Genomic DNA, 21,396 nt, shown 5'->3' with positions numbered 1-21,396 from the left:
GCCCCGGGGTGCATCCGCCACAGGGCGGGGGCCTGGGGAAATGCCGTCGTGCGCCGGAGCGGCGGTCCCGTAGGGTACGGCCCCATGAACCAGGTTTCCCGCGACGCCGTCCGTCCGGTACGTGCCGACGAGTGGCCCGCTGTGAAGGAATTGCGGCTCCTGGCGCTGAGGGATCCGGCAGCTCCGATCGCCTTTCTCGAGACGTACGAGAACGCCGCCGCGGAGCCGGACTCCTTCTGGCAGGGGCGGACCAAGAGGGCGGCCGACGGGACGCGCGTGCGTCAGTTCGTGGCCGAGGGCCGGGACGGGACCTGGAGCGGCACAGTGACCGTGCTCATCGAGGACCCGGGCAGCGACGATGTGTTCGGCGGGGCCATCGAGCAGCGCCAAGCGCATGTGGCCGGTGTCTTCGTCCGCCCCGAGTACCGCGGAAGCGGAGTGATCGACGCGCTCTTCGTGGCCGCCGTCGAGTGGGCGTGGTCGGTGACGGACGTGGCCCGGGTCCGCCTGTACGTCCACGAGGACAACGCACGGGCCGAGAGCACCTACCGGCGGCATGGATTCGTGCGCTCCGGGGAGACCGTCCCGATGAAGGGCGACCCCTCCAAGCTGGAGCACGAGATGGTTCTCGACAAGAGCGCGGTCGTGTCCGACGTCGGTGACCGCCCATCGCCCATGGATCCCCGGCCAGGCGCCAGTTCCTAGGTTTCAGTGACGAAGGGCGGCTCGACGAGCCTCTCTTGGTGACCCACGCGGATCAGTGACCTACGCGGATCAGTGGCCGACCCGGATCATTGGCGGATGCGGACGCCGTGGCGAGTGCGCATCCGGTGCAGTTCCCACAGCGCCACCGCCGTCACGGAGACAGGGCCGCCGAGGACCGCGCACCACTGTGCGGCCGGCGGCCCGTGCGGCATTCCTCCTTCGAGCGCGACGCTGAAGAGCATCAGCTCCCAGACGAGTACGACGGTGAGCGCGGCCGGGAGAGCGGCGTGCACGTTGGACGTGTTGAAGGCGTAGCGGGCGGCGTAGGCCGAGGCGAACATGAGGAACGGCAGCAGCCAGACGAGGCCGATGAGCAGCCCGAGCGCCACAAGGCCGTTCACGAGCGTGCCGTAGTTCTGCTTGAGCAGTACGGCGCTGCCGGCCAGCACGAGCCCGACGCCCACCAGGATGCCGACGTACCAGCCCACGGCCTTGAGCGGCTCGCGCAGCCGGGAGCGGAGCACGCGCCGCTGCGGGGCGGGCGCGTAGCGGATGAAGCCGAGGACGACCAGTGGCCCGGTGAAGATGAGCAGCAGCGGGGCAAGGATCAGCTTCACGACGCCGTCGTTGGCGACCCCGCTCCAGCCGTCGTCCGCTCCGTAGGTGTAGATCAGGAGCAGGCTTGCGGCCGCTCCCACGATCGCGCGCCCCAGCTGCACCCGCGTCACGAGCCGGTCCGCCACACGGCCGGCGCCAGGCTGATTGAAGATCGCCTCGGCGCGGCGGCGGGCGGAACGGATCACCGGGATGAGCGGCGAGACGAAGAAGAGCGCACAGCCGGAACGCCGCACCCTGACGGGCCGCGGCGGGTACGGCTGCGGGGGCGGGGGCAGGTACGGACCGGGTTGCGGCGGGCCGTACGGATGTGGGTGCGGACCAGCGGGCGGCGGTCCGTAAGGGTCCCCACCGCCCTGCGGCAGGCCGTTCCCCGGCCCCCAGCCCTGATATCCCCCGTGTGCCACTGTTCCCCCTAGCCTCCTGCGACGCATCTGAGCGCGCGCAGTTTACCCGGAACCGGAACCGGCGTCACCGGTGGTGAGGTTCAAGCGCGGGGAACGCATGGCGTGGAGGGAGGGGCGGTGTCCGCCGTGCCGTCGCCCCTCCCCCGCCGATGTCGGAGACCTAGCCGACCCGCTGCTCGTACCCCACGAGCCGTACGCACACGGCGAGTCCCGCGATGGCCTCCTCCAGCTCCCCGAGGCTCGGGTAGCTGGGCGCGACGCGGATGGTGGCGTCGCGCGGGTCGTCGCCGTACGGGTGGGTGGCGCCGGCCGGGGTCAGCACGATGCCCGCCTCGGCGGCACGGCGCACGACCTCCTTGGCGCAGCCGTCGGTCACTTCGAGGGTGACGAAGTAGCCGCCCTTGGGGTCGGTCCAGCGGGCGAGGCCGGTACCGCCGAGCTCCGCCTCCAGGATCCGGGCCACCGCCTCGAACTTCGGCTGGAGCAGGGCGCGCTGGCGCTCCATGTGGGTGCGCACGCCGTCGGCGTCCCGCAGGAACATCACGTGCCGCAGCTGGTTGATCTTGTCAGGGCCGATCGACCGCTTGGCGTTGTTGGCGAGCAGCCACTTCAGGTTCGCGGGCGACGAGCCGAAGAAGGCGACGCCCGCACCCGCGGCGGTGATCTTCGAGGTGGAGCCGAAGACGAAGACGCGGTCCTCGTTCCCTGCGTCCGCGCAGGCGGTCAGCAGGTCGGCGATCTCGACGGGCTCGTCGGTGAGGTGGTGGGCGGCGTACGCGTTGTCCCAGAAGATCCGGAAGTCGGGCGCGGCGGCCTGCATCGTGGCAAGACGGGCGACGGTCTCATCGCTGTAGGAGACGCCGTCGGGGTTGCTGTACTTCGGGACGCACCAGATGCCCTTGACCTTCGGGTTCTCGGCGACAAGCCGCTCCACGACGTCCATGTCCGGGCCCTCGGCGGTCATCGGCACCGGGATCATGTCGATCCCGAACCGCTCACAGAGCCCGAAGTGACGGTCGTAGCCCGGAACCGGGCACAGGAACGCGATCCGCTCCTGGTCCACCCAGCGCGACTCGGCCCCCGGCACCACGCTGAGCAGGGCGTGCACCAGGCAGTCGTGCATCAGCTCGAGGCTGGAGTTGCCGAGCGCGAGCAGCTGCCCGGCCGGCACCTGGAGCACGTCCGCGAAGATCTCCCGGAGTTCCGCCAGACCCTGCAGACCGCCGTAATTGCGTACGTCCGTGCCGTCGGCGGAGGTGTGCCGCCCGCCCGGCAGGCTCAGCAGGTCCTCGGAGAGGTCGAGCTGCTCCGGTGCCGGCTTGCCGCGCGTGAGGTCGAGCGAGAGCCCGCGCCCTGCGAGGTCCTGGTAGTCCTGGCGGGCCCGCTCAAGGAGCCCGGTCAAGGAGTCGGGGCTCAGCTCGGTGGTCATCATGTGTCCTTACGTTGTCGGCGCTGCCGGGGCCCGCGAGCTGCCTCGGCCGGCGACGGGGGCATCGGCACTGCCTGCCGAGGATACAAAGCGATGGCCCTCCCATGGCCGGTCAGGTGGCGTTCGTCACCCGCCGAGGACACGTCACCGGTGTTCATCGTCCCCCTGCACGCGCACCCCACCCACCTCATCCGCTGTTTCAGGCAGACCTACGGCCTGCCGCCGCACGCCTACCCCTGCCGTGCGCGAGGCGGGGGCCAGCCCCCGTAGGCATCGACCAGGTGACCTGATGTTCTGGCAGCGCCCGTGCTCCTAGCGTCGGCTCCGTCCCTTTCCTTCTTGAGCCCGTTGATCCCAAGGAGCACGATGCGCGGCGTCACACCCTCACTCGCGGTCGGACTGAGCCTGGCCGGATTACTCGCCGGAGCGGTTCCTTCGGCGGCGACTCCGGCCATGGCCCATCGCCCGATGCAGGCCTTCGATCACCAGCGGCCGGTCTGGGGCCCCTGTTCGAAGGCGCAGACGGAGCTGAACGCCGCAGGGGCGCGGTGCGCGAAGGTGACCGTTCCTCTCGACTACTCCGCTCCCGGCGGCCGCACCCTCCAGATCGCGGTCTCGCGCATCAAGGCCAAGTCCGCGTCCCACCGCCGCGGCATACTGCTGTCCAATCCCGGTGGCCCCGGTGGCAGCGGCCTTGCCAACACCCTCGCGTTGCGGCCCGCGTTGAAGCAGGCAGCGGACGGCTACGACCTCATCGGATTCGACCCGCGGTTCCTCGGCGAGAGCTCCCCCATCGCCTGCGCACCGGCCGGACCGCCTACTCCGCCCGCCCCTTCCACGTCACCCCGTGCGGATTTCGACGCGTCGGTGCGCGACGCGCGGGACACGGCGCGGCGCTGCCAGCAGCACGGCGACAACGCGGAACTGCTGCCGCACGCGTCCTCCCGCAATGTGGCCCGGGACATGGACGTGATCCGGGCTGCCGTCGGCGAGCGGAAGCTCTCCTACTACGGCATCTCCTACGGCGCCGATCTGGGCGCCGTCTACACCCAGATGTTCCCCCGGCGCACCGACCGCATGGTCATCGACTCCTCGACGGACCCGGCAGCCACCCAGTACGAACTGTTCCAGAGCTCCGGCGAACCGGCCGAGGAAGCACTGGACGCATGGGCCGCCTGGACCGCCCGCCGCCACGACACCTACGGTCTGGGCCGCACGGCGTCCCAAGTCCGGCTGCGCGTCGAGCGGTTGCTCGCGCAGGCCGAGCGCCGGCCGATCGGCATCGACGGGCAGCGTCTCAACGCCCCCGTTCTGCGGCTGCTGTTGAAGCAGCCCATTCAGCACACGGAGAACGATCCGATGCTGGCCGCGATCGTGCGGGACCTGGTCGACGCCGCGGCAGGGAAGCCGGTGGAGCCGGGTCCCGAACTCGCCGCCATGCTGGAGCTGCTGTCGTCGCCCGACCTGGCGGACAGCATGGTGGGCGGGGCGCTCTTCATGTGCGGCGACGGCGGCTGGCCCGCGGGTGGCTGGCCGAAGGACCCTGAGACGTACTGGAACAACAGCGAGCGCAGCCGTACGACCCAGCCCGTGTTCGGCCCTTACGTCAACGGCATGATCGCCCCTTGTGCGTTCTGGGCCGTCGAGCCCCGCGAACCGGGCACGGCGATCGCCAACGACGTACCCGTGTTGATGCTCCAGGCACGCCGCGACAACAACGTCCCCTACGAGGGCGCCCTGGCCCTGCACCGCAAGCTCACCGGCTCACGCCTGGTCACCGCGGACATCCGCTCCCACGGGGTCTACGGCCGCGACCTCGAGGGCCACCGCCCTGTCTCCTGCGCCGACAGCGCGGTCAACGACTATCTGCGCACCGGCGACCTTCCCGCCCACGACATCACCTGCGCCCATCGTTAGACAACCTCGACCCTCATGAGCCCTGAAGAGCTGGGCCGTTCGCGGCGGGCGTCACGTCACGTGCCTCGCTCTCCTCCTGTGCCCGCCGCCGCCTCTGGCCTACCATCAGTCGGACATGGCCACACGGGAGATACGACCCCAGGGCGGTGCGGTGTGCACGGCCCTGCTCGCCATGGCCTTCCTCCTCCTCGTCCCCTTGCTGGGAGTCGACGGTCCTTCGGGCACCGCTGCCGCGTCGGTCACCGCCGATCGCGGCGCGACCGCCGTCGACTTCGGCCCGCACGCCGACAACCGTGACAGCGCCCGTGACCGGGCCCGCGACGGCGGCCGCGGCTGCCATGAGGGCGAGAACAGGGCCCCGCGCGGGGCGTTGCCGGCTCCCGAGCGGACCAGCTCGCCCACCTTTGACGGCGCAGCCGCGTCGTACGAGCCGCGGGACGACGTCCCCGTGCTGCCCGGAACCTCTCCCCCGGACGCGACGTCCGTCGACCTCTACAGAACCCAGGTCATCAGAACGTAGACGGGATCTCTCCACCCGCACCCCGCCGACAGGGCCGTCGGCAGCACCGCATCACCTTCATCGATCAACAGGAGAGATCCGCATGCCCCTTTCCACTTCCACCCGCACGTACACCGCCGCTCCGGACGGCACCGGCTCATCGCTCGCCTCCTCTCGGTCCGGCACCGACATCGGGCTTCTGCTGCTGCGCTGCGCGGTCGGCCTGACCATGGCCGTGCACGGTGGCCAGAAGCTCTTCGGCTGGTTCAACGGCGCCGGCCTCGACGGCACCGCGGGGTTCTTCGCGAGTGACGGCTACTCCGCCCCGAAGACCATGGCCACGGTCGCCGGTCTGACCGAGACGCTCTGCGGCCTGGGCCTCGCCATCGGCCTGCTCACCCCGCTCGCCGGGGCGGGCATTCTCGGGATCATGCTCAACACCATCGCCATGAAGTGGGGCAACGGCTTCTTCAGCCCCGCCGGCATCGAGTACGACCTGGTCCTGCTCACGGCTGCCGTGAGCCTGGCGCTGGCCGGTCCCGGCAGGTTCGCCGTCGACCACCTCCTGCCCGTCCCGCGCACCCACCGGCTCTCCCACGGCATCGCCGCTCTGGCACTCGGCGCGGTCTCGGCCGCCATCGTCCTGGTGGCCCTGCACGACTGACCACACCGAGCCTCGCGCCTTCCCGCCGGGACGGGTCCGCCCGTCCCGGCGGGGAGGGGGGCACCTGGGGTACCCCCTGGTCAGTTGACCGATCTTGGGCAGTAGCGTGCAGCCATGGGTCAGTAGTCAGCGAAGTCGCCGGGAAGTTCGGAAAGTTCGGGAAGTAGAGCCGTGGTCAACCAGCAGCGCATCCCCACCCGCCATGTGTCGCCCGCTCCGGCGCGCAAGGCCACCGCTGCGGTCGTCGACGCGCTGGTCGCTCTGGCGTGCGGCCTCGCGGCCGGAGCCGTGGCCGGTGTGAAGGTGAGTGACGGAGTGGTCGAACTCCGGCCGCAGTCCCCCGCGGTGTGGGGGCTGGCGCTCGGCGTGGCTGTCGGCGTCTCCTTCGCCAACCATGTCCTGCTCACCCTGGCTGCCAGGGCCAGCCTCGGAAAAGTGATCACCGGGGTGCGCGTGATCCGCGCCTGCGATGGCCGACGCCCCGGCCTCTTCCGGCTCATCGGCCGCTGGCTGTTCGGCTTCTACTGGATGGTCCTCTTTGTTCCTCTCCATCTGGCGACGGACAGCGACGTGGAGCAACAGGACGCGGTGGGGCTGCGGATGGTGCGTCGGACGATCCGTTCCTGATCCATCAGTAGGGGAAACAGACCGAAGCCGCGGGGGCTTCGCTAAGGCCGTGCTCCCCGGTAGAGGCCCCGGCACTCGGCCGTCCTGATGGCCCGGTGGTCCCTGTCCACGTCCTTGCGGCTGTCGGCGGCCAGGACCAGCGCCCCCGGGGAACTTGACCGGTCCGCGGTGCGCCGCACCCGGACGCCGGGGCGCAGGTCACCCACCGCGTGCCGGACGGTGGGCAGCGTGGTGATCGTGCGCAGCAGCTCCTCGTCGAGCGTTCCGTCGTGCGGCGCGATCAGGGAGACGCGTGCGACGTGCGGCCGGGGCACGGAGCCCGTCGGGGCGTGGGGGCACTCGGGGAGCGCGGCCTGTACCGCGTCCTGCACGAGGTTGCTCCCGGTCAGCTCGCGCAGGACGCGGTCGGCGGCGTCCATCGGCGGCCCGGGCTCGGCGCGGACCAGGACCGGGCCCTGCCCGGCGACGACCACGAGTCGGCTGCGGAGTACGCCCGTGGTCACCCCGAGGATGTCAAGGACCCGCAGCATGTAGCGGGTCAGGAGCCGGGGTGCCGGCCCGCGCGGATCGACCAGGTCCGACCGGTCATGCAGTCCGGCAGGGGTGCGGGTCTCGGCCCAGATGCGGGTGACCCGGTGCTCCACCGCGCCCGTCGGACCGCGCCCGGTCACGGTGTCGAGGTGGTAGACGGAGCCGGACAGGTGCTCCTGGAGGACCAAGTGCGGGTCGAGGCCCTGCTCGTGGGTGGTCCGGCGCATCGCGCGCAAGGCCACGGCTAGGTCGTAGCCGGACCGGCACCGCCGGACGGGCGCCTCGAGCGCCGTATCGGCGGCAGCGACGAGGTACTCCGGCAGGTCGTGGAAGGCGGCCCAGTCGAGCGCGGCGGCCAGGCTCGCCGTGCGGATGCCGCGCGGGGCCGCCACACCCGCGGCCTCCAGGGTCTCGGCCTGCAGCCCGATGTCGCGGCGCAGGAGCGAGCTCGACGGGTCGTTGCCCGTGCGCCGCAGCTGCTTGGCCAGCTGGTCGGCGAGATCGACGCCCAGTGAGCTCCCGGCGACCACGGCACCCACCTGGTGAGCCGCCAAGGACCTGACGGTCTCGCGCAGGGAGCCGGTGTGCACGATCCGGTGGCGATACTCCCCGCTGACGGTGGAGCCCGCGAGCTCCGGCGGGAGAGTCTCGGGGGCCAGTTCGATCGCGACGCAGGGCCAGCCGCGCGCCGTGAACTCACCGGCGTACGCGCCGTCATCGCCGTAGGGAGCCACGACCACCGCCACGCGGTCCGGGTGCGAGTCGGTCTCAAGGGCAGCGGGCGCGACCGGCTGGAGGGCCATGACGTATGTGCTCCTCAAGGATTGACGATCGGCACGGAGAGCGGCGCGCACACCACCCCCGGCCCCGCCGAGCACCGCAGAGGTGAGCAGCACGTAGATCTTTGTGTACGCCCGACAGCCTGTCAACAATTGGGGCAATCGATCGAGGGGGCCTACTGGTCGCGTGATTCCGGGCTCGCCCGTCGCGCGCGCTCCTGAAGCGCGAGCGTGTCGAGGGCGGGGAGGATGTCCCGCAGCACGTCGACCTCGCCGGTACTGCGCAGGGCCAGACTGTCGGCCCCAAGTCGCTTGAGTGCCACCTTGGTTGCCAGCTTCGGCAGATCCTCGTTGACCATGCGCCTCAGATGCTCGGCGAGTGCCTCGCCCTCACTGCGGAAGCAGAACCCCAAGGGGGCCCGGAAGAAGGTCTCCAGGGTTCCGACCATGTCATGCCGCGGCTTGCGCTCGCCGTTGAAGATGTTCCAGACGGTCTGTCGGGTGATTCCGGTCCTGGCGGCGATGTCGGCGTCCCTGTACGGCTTCTGCGTCGCCGCGTTGAGGCGTGTGGCCCTGAGGAAGGCCAGCCGCGGCAGGAGCAGGGCCAGCCGGAAGCCTTCCCGCTCCTTGGCCTCCGCCGGCTCTTCCTCGGTGAGGGGCGCCCCGTCGAGCAGTGCCTGTGCGCGCCCGGTCGCGATCCCCGTCATGTAGGAGACGTGCGGGGGAGGCAGCAGGTCCTCCCGGGTCTTCCCCAACCGGCCGGCGTAGGCGTCGACATCGACCAGGAGGCGGTCGATGTCGAATCTCAGGAGGTACTCCCGCGGCGCCTCTTCCCGATGAGCGTCCGGGTGGGTACCGGCCAGCAGGCGGTCGATGTCGCCCCCGCTGGGGTCGGCGTCTGCGTTCACCTGTAGGTCTCCAAGGGCCAGTGCACGGTGGGTGGTTCGAGGATAGCCACCGATGCGCCGCCCCCCACCTGCACGCTTCCTCGATCGTTGACACCCCGTCGCGGGGTGCAGGAAGATCACAGGCCAGATCAGGGACGTATCGGGGCGGTTCGCGCGAGGCGAGCGCTGCGATATTCCCCAATTGTTGACAACGGAATCGGTGTCATGACTTCATATCCTGATTTTCCCGCCGGTGCCAGCGCCCTCTTACCTCCCGCCGGCTGCCCCGCCCACAACGCGGCGCTGCCGCTGGCGGAGATCGACGCCCACCCGGACCCGCGGGAGATGTACCGCAGGATGCGGGCCGAACACGGTCCGGTGGTCCCCGTCACCCTCGACGGCGTATTCGGCTGGCTGGTCATCGGCTTCCAGGAGACGAAGCGGGTGATGCGCGAGGGGGTGCTCTACAGCCGGAGTCCGCGGCACTGGCGACCGCGCGGTCCGATACCCGCCGACTGGTCCCTGGCGCTGCACACGCAGGAGCGCCCCAACGCCCTGTTCGCCACGGGGGAAGAGCACACGCGGCTGCGCGGGGCCCTCACCCGGAGTCTGGGCCGGACCCGGCCGGGAACCGTGCGCCGCTACACCCGCGACCGCGCGAACCGCCTGATCGACGAGTTCTGTGAGACCGGGAGCGCGGACCTCGTCGCCCACTACGCCGCGCAGCTGCCGCTCATGGTCCTGATGCGGATCTTCGGGTTCTCGGAGCAGGCGGCGGTGCGGCTGGTGACGGCCCTGCCCGCGCTGCTCGACGGCGGGGACAAGGCGCAGCAGGCCAACCAGCAGATCATGAACGTCATCGAGGGCCACATCGCCCACCGGCGGCGGGAGCTCGGCGCCGACGCGATGGCCTGGCTCATCGAGGAGAGCGACGCCCGAAGCGCGCAGGAGATCGCCCGCAGCAACGAGGAGATCCGCGAACAGGTGTGGCTCACGCTGGCCTCCGCCATGGGCGCCATGGGCAACTGGATCTCCAACGGGCTCGAACGGCAGGTCAACAGCGCGCAGATGCGCAACGACGTGAACCACGGCCTCGCCGACATCGAAGGGGCCATGCGGGCCACGCTGTGGGAGCAGCCTCCGCTGCAGCGCGTCATCGGCCGCTGGGCCACACGGGACACCCGCCTGGGTGAGCAGGACATCGCGGCCGGCGACATGCTCGTGCTCGACCTGGCCGCCGTCAATCAAGACCCGTGCATGGGATCGGACGCCGAGCGCGCCGCGCTGGCCGCCCACAGCGAGGCCAACCTCCCGTACGGCGCCGGGGAACACGAGTGCCCGTTCCCGGACCTGGCGGAGGCGATCGCGGTGACAGCGGTCGACTGCCTGCTGCAGCGGCTGCCCGATGTCCGCCTTGCCGACGGCGCGTCCCTGACGTGGCGCCCGTCCGTCATCGTGCGCGCCCTGGAGGCCCTGCCCGTCCGATTCGCACCGACCGCCCGCTCGGTCTCAGCCTCGGAGGTCCCCCTTCATGCTTGACCTGACGCCGCCTGAAGTGACCTTGCTCGACCCGCGCGACCTCGTCGTGCCGGAGGGCCGCGGCCTCAGGGACCAGGGCCCGGTGGTGCGGGTCCGGCTCACCGGCGACGTGGAGGTGTGGGCCACCGGGGATTACGCCACCGCACGCGAGGTCCTCACCCACCCCGACTTCCGCAAGAACCCGGCACATTGGCAGGCGTACACCGACGGTGAAGTACCCGACAGCTGGCCCTTGCTGGAGCTGATCACCCTCTCCGGCATGCTGAACGCGGACGGCGCGGACCACACCCGGCTGCGCAAGCTGGTCGGCAAGGCCTTCACGCCCCGCCGGATCGAGGCGCTGCGGCCGCGCGTCGAGGAGATCGCCCAAGGTCTGATCGACGACCTGGCGGCCGAGCCCGGCCAGGTCGACCTGCGGCAGTCCTTCGCCCTCCCCCTGCCCATGGCCATCATCTGCAGCCTGTTCGGGCTCGACCTGGACAAGAGCAAGCAGCTCGCCCACAACTTCGCCGCGCTGCACGACGAGAGCCGCGCCGACGACGCACCGGCCGCCAAGGCCGGTCTCGTGTCCGTGATCAGTGAGCTGATCACGGAGAAGACCGCCGCACCCGGCGACGACCTGACCTCGGCGCTGATCGCCGCCCATGGCGACGGGCAGGGCAGCCTCAGCGACGAGGAGTTGATGGAGACCCTGCTCCTGTTCCTCTTCGCGGGACACGAGACCAGCGCCAACCTCATCGCAAACGCCGTGGTGAATCTGGTCCGCCACCCCGAACAGCTCGCCCTGGCACGCGAGTCGGACGCATGGTCGGCGGTCGTGGACGAGACGCTGCGCCGCGACAGCCCGGTCCGGACGGTGATGTTCTACTACGCCGCGAAGGACGTGACCCTCTCGGGCACGGAGATCAAGGCGGGAGAAGCCGTCGTGATCCATGTCGCGGCCACCGGGCGCGACGCCCGGCAATTCGGCCCGGCAGCCGACGAGTTCGACATCCTGCGCGAGGCCGCCGCCTCCCACCTGGGGTTCTCCCATGGCATCCATTACTGCATCGGTGCCCCGCTGGCGAAGATGATGGGCACGACCGGCCTTCGGGCCCTCCACCGCCGGTTCGATGTCCAACTCGTCGGCGAGCCGGAGCCGGTGGCCTCCTACTCCTCCAACGCCGCCGGGGCTCTCCCGGCCATCCTGAGCAGCCGGACAGCGGACTAGCGGACGCTGCCGGCGGCCCCAACTCCCGTCTATGCACCGGGGGTTGCTATCGGATGCCATGGATTCGATCACATGCGAGACGGGCTGATAGTGTCCCGGCGCAGGCCACTGGACACCGCCTGTCGCGAACGGGGAGCGTGAACGCGGGCGTCGCCCGCATCCTTCAGTGCCCATGCCTCTCCGGATGACCGTCGCACGCCGGGTTGCCGACACCCGGCGCGGGACGCACGTTGGGAGGGCTGACCCCATGCATTCCACCGGCACCCCCGAGCCTGAGGACCGCACCGGCCCCGGCCGCCTGATCCCCGGGCGGGTCTCCACGGCCCTGCGCAAACGCCTCGCCTGGAGCATGGAGGAACGTCGCGCCGCCCGCCTCATCTACAAGGACCTCGCGCTGGCACCCGACGCCGGTCTCATGGATCTGGTCGAGGCCGTCGGGAAGAAGCGGGGCCGCCCCATCGAGATCGTCCAGCGTTCCCTGAGCCCGCAGGCAACAGGCATGTGCCTGCCGGGGAAAGAGGGCGACCGTATCGTCATCACCACCAACACCAGCCCGCACCACCAGCGCTTCATCCTGGGCCACGAGCTCTTCCACCTGCTCGATGGCGAGGACGACGACGACTGCGTCAGCGGGCACCACTTCCAGGGCTCCGACGCCCTGGAGAGTGAACTGTCTTCCCTGCCACCGGGGTTGGTGGACGACGTGCTGAGCGGCCCCGTCTTCTTCCGTACGACTTTCGAGCGCAAGGCGGAGTGGCGCGCGGAGGCCTTCGGTACGGTCGCCGCGCTCCAGCTGACCGGTGAGAAGGGCGCGGGGTCGCTCACTTCCGCCTTCGCCAACCGGCGGTTCCACTGATGTGGCAGCTGATCCTCACCACGGTCAATCTGGCGATAGCCGCGTTCGCCCTGACCCTGGGTCTTGCCAAGGCCCACGCCGCCCGGGGCAATCCGGATCTCACCCTCAAGCTGACGGCATCGGTCCTGATCCACTGCGGCGTGATCTTCCTGCTCTGCACGCCCGCCGTCTACCGGGCCGTGGGCGCGGCCGCGGGCTCCGCCAACCTTCCGGCGCTCATCGTCAACTGCGCCACCCTGCTGTGCATCGGCCACGCCCACCTGATGACCCAGCTGTGGCACCCGGCACGTAAAGAACCGGCCGTCCTGCGCCGCACGATCGCGACCTGGGCACCGGTCTACGGCATCGCTGTCCTCCTGATGATCGTCCTCTACGCCTGGGCCGACGTGCGGGGCCCCGCCCGCCCCCTGCGCTACTCCGCGGCCTACGCCGACATCTGGCAGGTCGTCGCCTTCCAGGTGGTCTACTCCGTCGGCATCGTCGCCACCGCGCTGGTCACCATGCGGCAATGCCGTGGGGTCGTCATGCCGGGGCGCCCCGACCTCGACATGGCCCTTCGGAAGAGCCTCAAGGCGTTCGCGACCGCCGTGGCCCTGGACATCGCCAACATCGCCCTGACCCTCACCGCGGTGATCTCAGTCGTCGGCACGGGCACGCACCGTCTCGACTTCCTTGCCGAGGGAGCCTGGCTTGCCACCATCGCCAGCGGCGTGGCCGCCAGTTTCGCGCTGGCCCGGCTTGTGTTCAGCTCCCGGCGCGAGGAGCGCCGCGACTGCCGGGCGATGGAACAGCTGTGGAAGGTGGCGACACGACTCGGCGAGGACAACGGGCAGCTCGTCCTCGCTCCCCAGCCGCTGTTCTGGTGGCGGAACTGGCGGGTGGAGCTGCTCCGCCGGCTCGCCGAGATCCGCGAGGGCGAGCGGGTCCTGAGCCCGTGGTGGAGCGGGGCGCCGGCTCAGGCGGTGGCCGGTCTGGCCGACCAGGAGACCGATCTGCCCGCCCACTTCGACCTGGTCGCGGCCCAGGTGGCCGCCGTCGTGCTGCTCGCGGCGCATGCGCGCGGCCAGGGCCGGCCGCCGCTGCCGGACCACGTGCGCCTGAAGGCCATGCCCGGCGGCCGGGTCCCCGAGGAACAGGAGCGGGCCCACCTAGTCCTGGTGGCACGGCACCTGAACCTTCCGCTCGTCTTCGAAGCCGTCACCGTCTCCAGCCACTCGGCCGAAGGGGACGGCGCCCCATCAGCGGCAGTGCGGGCCCCTGGTAACTGACCTTGCCGTCAGTCCGGCCGTGGTGCCGCGAGGAGGTCGCGGACCTCTTCCGCCGTGGTCTCCTGAAGCTCCTCGGCGACGAGCACCCAGCGGGTGATGCCGACCGACTCCAGGAAAGTCAGGTCGTGGCTTGCGATCAGGAGCGCGCCCTCGTACGACTCGAGCGCGCCGGTCAGTTGGCGCACGCTGGCCAGGTCGAGGTTGTTGGTCGGCTCGTCCAGCATCAAGAACTGTGGGGCCGGGGCGGCGAGCATCATCGCCGCGAGCGCGGCGCGGAAGCGCTCGCCGCCCGACAGCGTGCCCGCCAGTTGTTCGGCGCGTGCCCCCTTGAACAGGAAGCGCGCCAACTGCGAGCGGATGTGGTTGTCGGTGAGCCCGGGAGCCAGGCGGGAGACGTTCGCCGCGACACTCAGCCCGTCGTCGAGCACGTCCAGGCGCTGCGGCAGGAACCGCAGTGGCACCGACGTCCTGACCTCGCCGGACAGCGGCGCCAACTCCCCGGTGAGGGTGCGCAGCAGCGTCGTCTTGCCCGCGCCGTTGCGCCCGACGAGGGCGATCCGTTCGGGTCCCTGCACGTGCAGGCTGCCTTCCCGCAACGTGCCGAACCGGGGGCGCAGTTCGTGCACGCTGAGCACCGTTCGGCCCGCCGGCACCGCGGTGTGAGGGAGGCTGACGCGGATCTCGGCGTCGTTGCGGATCGCGTCCGCGGCCTCCTCGCGCCGCTCGCGCGCCTCACTGAGCCGCTCCTCGTGCAGGCCACGGAGCTTGTCCCCCGACTCCTGCGCGGAGCGCTTCTTCTCCCCCGCGACGATGCGCGGTGCGCGCCGCTGGGCGTCCATCTTCTTGCTGTGCCGCTGGCGGCGGGCCACCTTGACCTGGGTCTCCTCCAGTTCGCGCTTCTGGCGGCGTACGTCGGCCTCGGCGGCCCGCAGCATCCGCCCGGCCGCTTCCTGCTCGGTGGCCAGCGCTTCCTCGTAGGCGGACCAGCCGCCGCCGTACCAACTCACCGACCCGGAGCGCAGTTCGGCGATGCGGTCCACGCGCTCGAGCAGGTCGAGATCGTGGCTGACCACGACCAGGACACCGGTGCGCCAGGAGTCGACGGCCTCATAGAGCCTGCGGCGCGCGAACAGGTCGAGGTTGTTGGTCGGCTCGTCGAGGAGGAGGACGTCCGGGCGCTCCAGGAGCAGCGCGGCCAGGCGCAGCAGCACGGTCTCCCCACCGGACAGCTGGCCTACTGTGCGGTCGAGTTCGACGGCACCGAGCCCGAGTGAACCCAGCTGGGCCAGGGCCCGCTCCTCGACGTCCCAGTCGTCGCCGATGGTCTCGAAGTGCTCCTCGCGCACGTCTCCGGATTCGATGGCGCGCAGGGCGTCACGCCGCTCGGCGATGCCCAGCGCCTGGTCGACGCGCAGGGTCGTGTCGAGGGTGATGTTCTGCGGCAGATAGGCGAGGCTGCCGCCGACGGTCACCGACCCCTGGGAGGGGCGCAGTTGACCGGCGAGCAGGCGCAACAGGGTTGATTTGCCCGAGCCGTTGGTGCCGACGAGCCCGGTGCGGCCCCGGCCGATGCTGACGGAGAGGCCGTCGAAGACGCTCGTGCCGTCCGGCCACTGGAACGACAGGGCGGAGCAGGTCAGGGAGGCGTTGGGCGTGGCGGGCGTGGTGGGTACAGACATGATGAATCTCGCAGTCGCAGGCGCGGCGGGCAGGGGGCGTCGTATGCGAGCACCACGCGGCGACCGACCGAGAGGGGGGGTGCGGCGGTCCGGGAGATCGAGGGACGGCTCATGCACCGAGGTCGCATCCACGCGGGGTCACGGGCGGCACGGCAAGGCCGGCTGCGGCGTGACGGGCGTACGGCGAAGGCCGTACGGCGCGATGATCGCGAACCTCAGATGCGCAACGTCCACCTCTATCGGAGACAACAGGACCGTTCGAACGATAACGACCATGAGAGGGAAAGGCAAAGCCTTAAGTCACCTCCTGAGGTCATCGGAGCGGCCTTGGTCACCTCCTGATGTCATCGCCGCGCCTGGATCAGTGCGTGGGTGCCACTGGTGCGCCACCCCTGGCCGTGCTCGGCGACGAGCGTCGCCTCGGTCCGCTCGTCGAGTCCGACGATCACGTCGGACTTCAGCGTCCGCAGGGCGGCCACCGGGCCGGGGAAGTACGCGGTGCGCTCCTCGAACGGCGTGGTGGCGGGCCACAGTTGATCGCCGACCAGGCGCCGGTAGTTCAGGTCGCCCTTCATGACGGTCACGTCGGCCTCGGCGAATTCCTCACGCAGGTCGTCGGGCATGTCCGCGTACGGCAGCGGGGCGCAGGAGAAGGTGTGGCTACGGACGGTGAGCAGGCCGGTGCCCATGGCCGACCACAGGCGCTCGCCCACCTCCGCCGCGACGCCCCGCGCGCCGTTCAGGTGGCGCAGGCAGTCGATCACGTCGGCGGTCATGGCGTCCGAGACGTAGTACGGGTAGGGCTTCACGTGCAGCACGACTCGCTCGGCGCGCCGATGCCGCAGGAGGTGGTCGATGAGGATGAGGTCGGGCAGGAGTTCTCGTCCCGCGTTGTCCGCGACCAGGCACAGCGTGCCCGCGCCGCCCTCCGGCAGCAGGGACCACAGCAGCGCGGAGTCGTCGGCGACGAGGCGCGAGTCGGCGGCGCCGGCCGCGCCGCCGCCCACGGCGAAGCCCAGGTCGGCGCGGTTGCCCCACAGTGAGCCCAGGAGCAGCCCCTGACGCTGCTCGTCGAGGGGCCGCAGGGCCAGTGGGTCGAGCGCTGCCAGTTCCTCGTCGGCCTCCCCGGTGTGGAGCTCGGCCTGCTTGAACGGGCGGAACGGATCGATCCCCTGCCAGGGCCCGGCCTCGAAGTACCCCACAGCCGTGAGGAGTTGGCGGTAGAAGTAGCTCTCGGCCCACAGGAAGGGAACGTCGAACCAGGACAGTCCGAAGTACTCGCGCCCCCAGGCCTCCCACAGGTGGCGGTCGTGCGCCTCAGGGCCCAGCGGTTCGATCACGCCCTCCGTGGCCTGTGTCAGCAGGGCGTCGAGGGCGCGATGCGCGCGCGGACCGTAGGGGAAGGCGTCGCGGACCTTCTTGATGAGCGCCGGATGCCGCTCGGCGAGCACGCTCCTGGGGAATGAACCGGGTGCGTTGCTCAGGATGACGGGGGCGTCGGCTGCGTCTGACATGGCTTGCTGATCCTCCGGTTCGGCACTCAACTGCTGTCGCGTGCTGTGCTGTCGCGCGACGATGCCCCGAAGGCCCGCCACGTTGCTTCTGAAGGTGAAATATCCCTGGTCCTTCACCTTTCCTTCTCACTATTTGACGTCTTGAGGGCGGGCCGGTCTACGGTGACCGGCCCTCTATCCCCCACATTTCAGAGGTACAGCTCCATGCCCGCATTCAACCGCCGACGCTTCCTCCAGGCAGCGGGTGGCACCGCCGGCGTCGCGGCTCTGTCCGCCAGCATCATGCGCGCCGTCGACATCCCCGCCTCGGCCCGGTCGGGATCGATCGACGACGTCGAGCACATCGTGGTGCTCATGCAGGAGAACCGCTCCTTCGACCACTACTTCGGCACGTTGGGCGGCGTCCGGGGATTCGGCGACCCCCGCCCGCTGATGCTGGAGAGCGGCAAATCCGTATGGCACCAGTCCGGTGGTGGCGAGGAAGTCCTGCCCTACCACCCGGAGGCCGACGATCTGGGAATGCAGTTCATCGCCGGGCTGAGCCATGACTGGGAAACCGGACATCAGGCATGGAACAAGGGTAAGTACGACGACTGGATCGCGGCCAAGACCTCCGGGACCATGGCCCACCTGACCAGGGAAGACATACCGTTCCACTACGCGCTGGCCGACGCCTTCACGGTCTGCGACTCCTATCACTCGTCCTTCATCGGTGCGACCGACCCCAATCGCTATTACCTCTACTCCGGGCACGCCGGCAATGACGGCAAGGGCGGCGGACCGGTCCTCGGCAACGAAGAACTCGGCTACGACTGGACCACCTATCCCGAGCGGCTGGAGAAGGCCGGGGTGTCGTGGAAGATCTACCAGGACACCGGTGACGGTCTGACCGAGGACGGGCTGTGGGGCGCCCTGGAGGACGCCTACCGCGGAAACTACGCCGACAACTCCCTGATGTTCTTCAACAAGTTCCGCAGCGCCAAGCCCGGAGACCCCCTTTACGAGAAGGCGTGCAAGGGAACGAACGTCAAGGAGAGCGGTCATCTTCTCGACGACCTCCGCGCCGACGTCAAGGCCGGGAAACTCCCGAAGATATCCTGGATCGCCGCTCCGGAAGCGTTCAGCGAGCATCCCAACTGGCCCGCGAATTACGGCGCTTGGTACATCTCACAGGTCCTGGACGCCCTGACGTCCGACCCCGAGGTGTGGAGCAAGACCGCCCTGTTCATCACGTACGACGAGAACGACGGCTACTTCGACCACGTGCCGCCGCCCTACCCTCCGGCCGACTCCTCATGGGGCGCGTCGACCGTCGACACCGAGCTCGACATCTTCCCCGGCGACAGCAGCTACAGCGACGGACCCTACGGTCTGGGCATCCGGGTGCCCACCCTCGTCGTCTCCCCGTGGTCCACCGGCGGCTACGTCTGCTCCGAGGTCTTCGACCACACCTCCGTCATCCAGTTCATGGAGCGCCGCTTCGGCGTCCACGAACCGCACATCTCCCCCTGGCGCCGCGCCATCTGCGGCGACCTCACCTCCGCCTTCGACTTCGGCCTCAAACACACCAAGCCCGCGTCCCTGCCCAGCACCGACGCCTATGAACCGCCGGACAACGAACGGCACGACAGCTACACCCATTCACCGCCGGCCGCCCCGGCGCTGCCCAAGCAGGAGAAGGGCGCAAGGCCTACCCGTCCCCTCCCCTACACGCCCCTCGTCACCGCGGCCGTCAAGCCCTCCAACGGCAACATCAAGCTCACCTTCACCCCGGGTGACGACACCGGCGCCTGCTTCCTGGTCACCTCCGGCAACCGTGACGACGGGCCCTGGACGTACACCGCCGAAGCGGGCAAGAAGATCTCCGACACCTGGAGCACCGGCCCCTCCGACGGGACGTACGAGCTGACCGTGCACGGCCCGGGCGGCTACCTGCGTACCTACGAAGGCACGGCCGCGACCCCCGGCCCGGAAGTCACCGGCCACCACGACGAGCACACCGGGCGCGTCAGGCTCACCTTCACCAACCCCGCCAAGACCGCCTGCCACCTCACCATCACCAACGCCTACGGCGGCAGGAGCAGCAAGATCACGGTCGCGGCGGGCGGCCGGCAGACCCGCTCGGTCGACCTCGGTCACAGCAAGCGCTGGTACGACCTGCGCGTGCGGTCCGACAGCGACAGCGCCTACCTGCGCAGGTTCGCCGGACACGTGGAGACTGGCGAGCCCGGCACCAGCGACCCGGCGCTCCGCACGGCCTGACCCCTACGCCCCTTCGCCCTCGCCTTCGCCTTCACCGCTGCCTGGCCTGACGCGTACGTGCATGCGCTCGCCCTGCGCCCCGTACAGGGCGAGGAATTCGACGGGGATGTCGCCGGCGTTGGCGAAGCCGTGGGGGGTGCGGGTGTCGAACTCGGCGGCCTCACCCGCCGTGAGGACGAGGTCGTGGTCGCCCAGGGCGAGCAGCAGGCGGCCGGAGAGGACGTAGAGCCACTCGTACCCCTCGTGCTTGCCCTGCTCGGGGCGCTTGGCCTGCCGGGTGCCGTTCTTGGCGACCGGCATGACCTGCTTGTAGGCGTGCATCCCGCCGAGGTACCGGGTCAGGGGTACCCACGTGTTGCCGTGGCGCATGAACGGCCGCGGGTGGATGCGCGGGTCGCCGGTCTGGGGTGCGCCGACCAGCTCGTCGAGCGGGACGCCGTACGCCTTGGCCAGCGGCAGCAGGAGCTTCAGGGTCGGCTCGCGCTGTCCGGCCTCAAGGCGCGAGAGCGTGCTCAGGGAGATTCCCGTCTCCTCGCTCAGCCGGGCCAGGGTGGCGCCCCGCGCCTTCCGCAGCGCGCGCAGCCGCGGTCCGACGGCGGTCAGCACATCCGTGAGTTCGGCCTCGTCGCTCATCCCTCCATTTGCCGATGCGGCAAATATCTTTGTCAAGCCGAGACGGCCGCGCGCAGGGTTGCCACAGAGCAGAAGGAGCCCACATGAGCGACCAGCACACCGACACGTCCACCACCTCCGCCGCCTCCAACGCCTCCACCGCCGCGAACGCCTCCACCGCCGAATCGGCCGAAGCGTTCTGGGACGAGCGCTACAACCAGAGCGGCCGTCTGTGGAGCGGCGAACCCAACGCCGCACTCGTACGCGAGACCGAGGGCCTGACGCCGGGCAGCGCCCTGGACCTGGGCTGCGGAGAGGGGGGCGACGCGATCTGGCTCGCGCGGCAGGGCTGGCGCGTCACCGCCACCGACATCTCCCGCGTCGCCCTGAGCCGCGCTGCCGAGCACGCGGCCCAGGCGCAGGTCGCCGACCGCGTCGACTGGCAGCACCACGATCTCGGCACGTCCTTCCCGGCCGGGAGCCACGACCTGGTCTGCGCCCAGTTCCTGCACTCCCTGCACGAGATGCCGCGCGAGCAGATCCTGCGGGGCGCCGCCGCGGCCGTCTCGCCGGGCGGCACCCTCCTGATCGTCGGCCACATGGGCTTTCCCGCCTGGGAGACCGAATCGCACCCCGGCGTGGACTTCCCCACCCCCCAGAAGGTCCTGGCCTCTCTCGACCTGCCGGCCGAGCAGTGGGACGTACTCGTCTGCGACACCCATGAGCACTCCCTGACAACCCCGGACGGAGAGCCCTCCACGCGGACCAACTACACCGTCAAACTGCGGCGCCACGGCCTCAACGGGTGACGATGCCCGCGACGAGGTTGATCGTCGTGGCCAGGATGCTCGCGCCGAAGACGTACGAGAGCAGGCAATGGCGCAGGACCACCGCGCGGATCGTGGAGCTGGAGACGCCCGTGTCGGAGACCTGGTAGGTCATGCCGAGGTTGAAGCTGAAGTAGAGGAAGTCGCTGTACGCGGGCGGGTCGTCGGAGTTGAAGTCGATGCCGCCCGTGGGGGCGAGGTAGTAGAGGTACGCGTAGCGGGTGGCGTACATCAGGTGGAGCGCCGCCCAGGCCATGAACACGCCGCCGAGTGCCGTCGCGGCCGCGGCGTGGCCCATGCCCGAGTCGCCGAGCAGGAGCAGCACCACGATGCCGATCAGGCCGCACAGGGCGGCCCCGACGACGACGAGTTCTTCGGTGACGGGCCGGAACTCCTCGCGGCGGACGTTGCGGTGGGTGGTGGCGGCGTCCATGGGCCACAGCACGATCCAGCCCGCCACGACGAAGAGTGTCTCCGCCGCGGCGATACCGGCGAGGATGCCGAGCGGTGCGTTGGTCAGTGCGCCGACAGCCACGCCGGCCATGGCTCCGCAGGCCGCCGCTCCGGCC

19 protein-coding genes are annotated in these 21,396 nt (G+C 70.3%); 11 read left to right on the top strand and 8 right to left on the bottom strand.

The features are described 5' to 3' along the window. Positions 1 to 84: 84 nt before the first annotated feature. On the top strand, positions 85 to 705 hold the full coding sequence (locus ABD378_RS06890; RefSeq protein WP_344519543.1) for a GNAT family N-acetyltransferase: 621 nt from the start codon (positions 85 to 87) through the stop codon (positions 703 to 705). Positions 706 to 791: 86 nt separating this feature from the next. Here ABD378_RS06890 and ABD378_RS06885 read toward each other — a convergent pair whose 3' ends face one another. Both ABD378_RS06885 and ABD378_RS06880 read right to left on the bottom strand, forming a co-directional pair. Continuing rightward, positions 792 to 1,508, bottom strand: coding sequence for a hypothetical protein (locus tag ABD378_RS06885; RefSeq protein ID WP_344519541.1), 717 nt, complete (start codon positions 1,506 to 1,508; stop codon positions 792 to 794). Between the two features lie 379 nt (positions 1,509 to 1,887). Further along, on the bottom strand, positions 1,888 to 3,156 hold the full coding sequence (locus tag ABD378_RS06880; RefSeq protein ID WP_344519759.1) for an aspartate aminotransferase type Ic: 1,269 nt from the start codon (positions 3,154 to 3,156) through the stop codon (positions 1,888 to 1,890). Between the two features lie 366 nt (positions 3,157 to 3,522). On the opposite strand from ABD378_RS06880, the gene ABD378_RS06875 reads away from it, so the two are divergent. The 4 genes from ABD378_RS06875 to ABD378_RS06860 all read left to right on the top strand — a co-directional run bounded on the left by ABD378_RS06875 (position 3,523) and on the right by ABD378_RS06860 (position 6,863). Then, complete coding sequence (locus ABD378_RS06875; protein WP_344519539.1) at positions 3,523 to 5,073, top strand: alpha/beta hydrolase; 1,551 nt, start codon at positions 3,523 to 3,525, stop codon at positions 5,071 to 5,073. 115 nt (positions 5,074 to 5,188) lie between these two features. Further along, positions 5,189 to 5,593, top strand: coding sequence for a hypothetical protein (locus ABD378_RS06870; protein ID WP_344519538.1), 405 nt, complete (start codon positions 5,189 to 5,191; stop codon positions 5,591 to 5,593). 82 nt (positions 5,594 to 5,675) lie between these two features. Beyond that, positions 5,676 to 6,236, top strand: a complete 561-nt coding sequence (locus tag ABD378_RS06865; RefSeq protein WP_344519536.1) for a DoxX family protein — start codon at positions 5,676 to 5,678, stop codon at positions 6,234 to 6,236. A gap of 204 nt (positions 6,237 to 6,440) precedes the next feature. Then, positions 6,441 to 6,863 carry an RDD family protein gene (locus tag ABD378_RS06860; protein WP_386546549.1) on the top strand — a complete coding sequence of 141 codons (423 nt, stop codon included), beginning with the start codon at positions 6,441 to 6,443 and terminating at the stop codon, positions 6,861 to 6,863. Positions 6,864 to 6,904: 41 nt separating this feature from the next. Here the strand turns inward: ABD378_RS06860 and ABD378_RS06855 are convergent, their stop codons facing one another. Both ABD378_RS06855 and ABD378_RS06850 read right to left on the bottom strand, forming a co-directional pair. After that, positions 6,905 to 8,197, bottom strand: coding sequence for a hypothetical protein (locus tag ABD378_RS06855; protein WP_344519532.1), 1,293 nt, complete (start codon positions 8,195 to 8,197; stop codon positions 6,905 to 6,907). A 152-nt stretch (positions 8,198 to 8,349) separates the two neighbouring features. Next, positions 8,350 to 9,081, bottom strand: a complete 732-nt coding sequence (locus tag ABD378_RS06850; RefSeq protein ID WP_344519531.1) for a hypothetical protein — start codon at positions 9,079 to 9,081, stop codon at positions 8,350 to 8,352. A 204-nt stretch (positions 9,082 to 9,285) separates the two neighbouring features. Between ABD378_RS06850 and ABD378_RS06845 the strand changes: the two genes are divergently transcribed. The 4 genes from ABD378_RS06845 (at position 9,286) to ABD378_RS06830 (ending at position 13,933) form a co-directional block, all read left to right on the top strand. Further along, positions 9,286 to 10,599 (top strand): cytochrome P450 family protein, encoded by a 1,314-nt coding sequence (locus tag ABD378_RS06845; RefSeq protein WP_344519530.1) that lies wholly within the window; start codon positions 9,286 to 9,288, stop codon positions 10,597 to 10,599. Beyond that, on the top strand, positions 10,592 to 11,809 hold the full coding sequence (locus ABD378_RS06840) for a cytochrome P450 family protein (protein WP_344519528.1): 1,218 nt from the start codon (positions 10,592 to 10,594) through the stop codon (positions 11,807 to 11,809). Before ABD378_RS06845 ends, ABD378_RS06840 begins: the two co-directional genes overlap by 8 nt. Positions 11,810 to 12,056: 247 nt before the next feature. Next, positions 12,057 to 12,665, top strand: a complete 609-nt coding sequence (locus ABD378_RS06835; RefSeq protein ID WP_344519527.1) for an ImmA/IrrE family metallo-endopeptidase — start codon at positions 12,057 to 12,059, stop codon at positions 12,663 to 12,665. Continuing rightward, entirely contained in the window at positions 12,665 to 13,933 is a 1,269-nt protein-coding gene (locus ABD378_RS06830; RefSeq protein ID WP_344519526.1) for a DUF6545 domain-containing protein, read from the top strand. Before ABD378_RS06835 ends, ABD378_RS06830 begins: the two co-directional genes overlap by 1 nt. An 8-nt stretch (positions 13,934 to 13,941) precedes the next feature. Here the strand turns inward: ABD378_RS06830 and ABD378_RS06825 are convergent, their stop codons facing one another. Then, on the bottom strand, positions 13,942 to 15,612 hold the full coding sequence (locus ABD378_RS06825; RefSeq protein ID WP_344519525.1) for an ABC-F family ATP-binding cassette domain-containing protein: 1,671 nt from the start codon (positions 15,610 to 15,612) through the stop codon (positions 13,942 to 13,944). A gap of 344 nt (positions 15,613 to 15,956) precedes the next feature. Beyond that, positions 15,957 to 17,126 carry a damage-control phosphatase ARMT1 family protein gene (locus ABD378_RS06820; RefSeq protein WP_344519524.1) on the bottom strand — a complete coding sequence of 390 codons (1,170 nt, stop codon included), beginning with the start codon at positions 17,124 to 17,126 and terminating at the stop codon, positions 15,957 to 15,959. A gap of 204 nt (positions 17,127 to 17,330) precedes the next feature. On the opposite strand from ABD378_RS06820, the gene ABD378_RS06815 reads away from it, so the two are divergent. Then, positions 17,331 to 19,388, top strand: coding sequence for a phosphocholine-specific phospholipase C (locus ABD378_RS06815; RefSeq protein WP_344519522.1), 2,058 nt, complete (start codon positions 17,331 to 17,333; stop codon positions 19,386 to 19,388). A gap of 3 nt (positions 19,389 to 19,391) precedes the next feature. On the opposite strand, the gene ABD378_RS06810 is transcribed toward ABD378_RS06815, so the two are convergent. Continuing rightward, the gene (locus ABD378_RS06810) at positions 19,392 to 20,021 is read right to left on the bottom strand and encodes a helix-turn-helix domain-containing protein (protein ID WP_344519521.1); all 630 of its coding nucleotides are present in this window, start codon (positions 20,019 to 20,021) and stop codon (positions 19,392 to 19,394) included. Between the two features lie 83 nt (positions 20,022 to 20,104). On the opposite strand from ABD378_RS06810, the gene ABD378_RS06805 reads away from it, so the two are divergent. After that, positions 20,105 to 20,809, top strand: a complete 705-nt coding sequence (locus ABD378_RS06805; protein ID WP_344519520.1) for a class I SAM-dependent methyltransferase — start codon at positions 20,105 to 20,107, stop codon at positions 20,807 to 20,809. Here the strand turns inward: ABD378_RS06805 and ABD378_RS06800 are convergent. After that, the gene (locus tag ABD378_RS06800) at positions 20,799 to 21,371 is read right to left on the bottom strand and encodes a DUF1345 domain-containing protein (protein ID WP_344519519.1); all 573 of its coding nucleotides are present in this window, start codon (positions 21,369 to 21,371) and stop codon (positions 20,799 to 20,801) included. The two genes, ABD378_RS06805 and ABD378_RS06800, sit on opposite strands and share 11 nt — an antisense overlap. Positions 21,372 to 21,396: the final 25 nt, after the last annotated feature.

The sequence above is a fragment of the Streptomyces rectiviolaceus genome, from assembly GCF_039533825.1.
Classification (GTDB): domain Bacteria; phylum Actinomycetota; class Actinomycetes; order Streptomycetales; family Streptomycetaceae; genus Streptomyces; species Streptomyces rectiviolaceus.
This window is presented reverse-complemented; position numbering and strand designations above follow the sequence as displayed.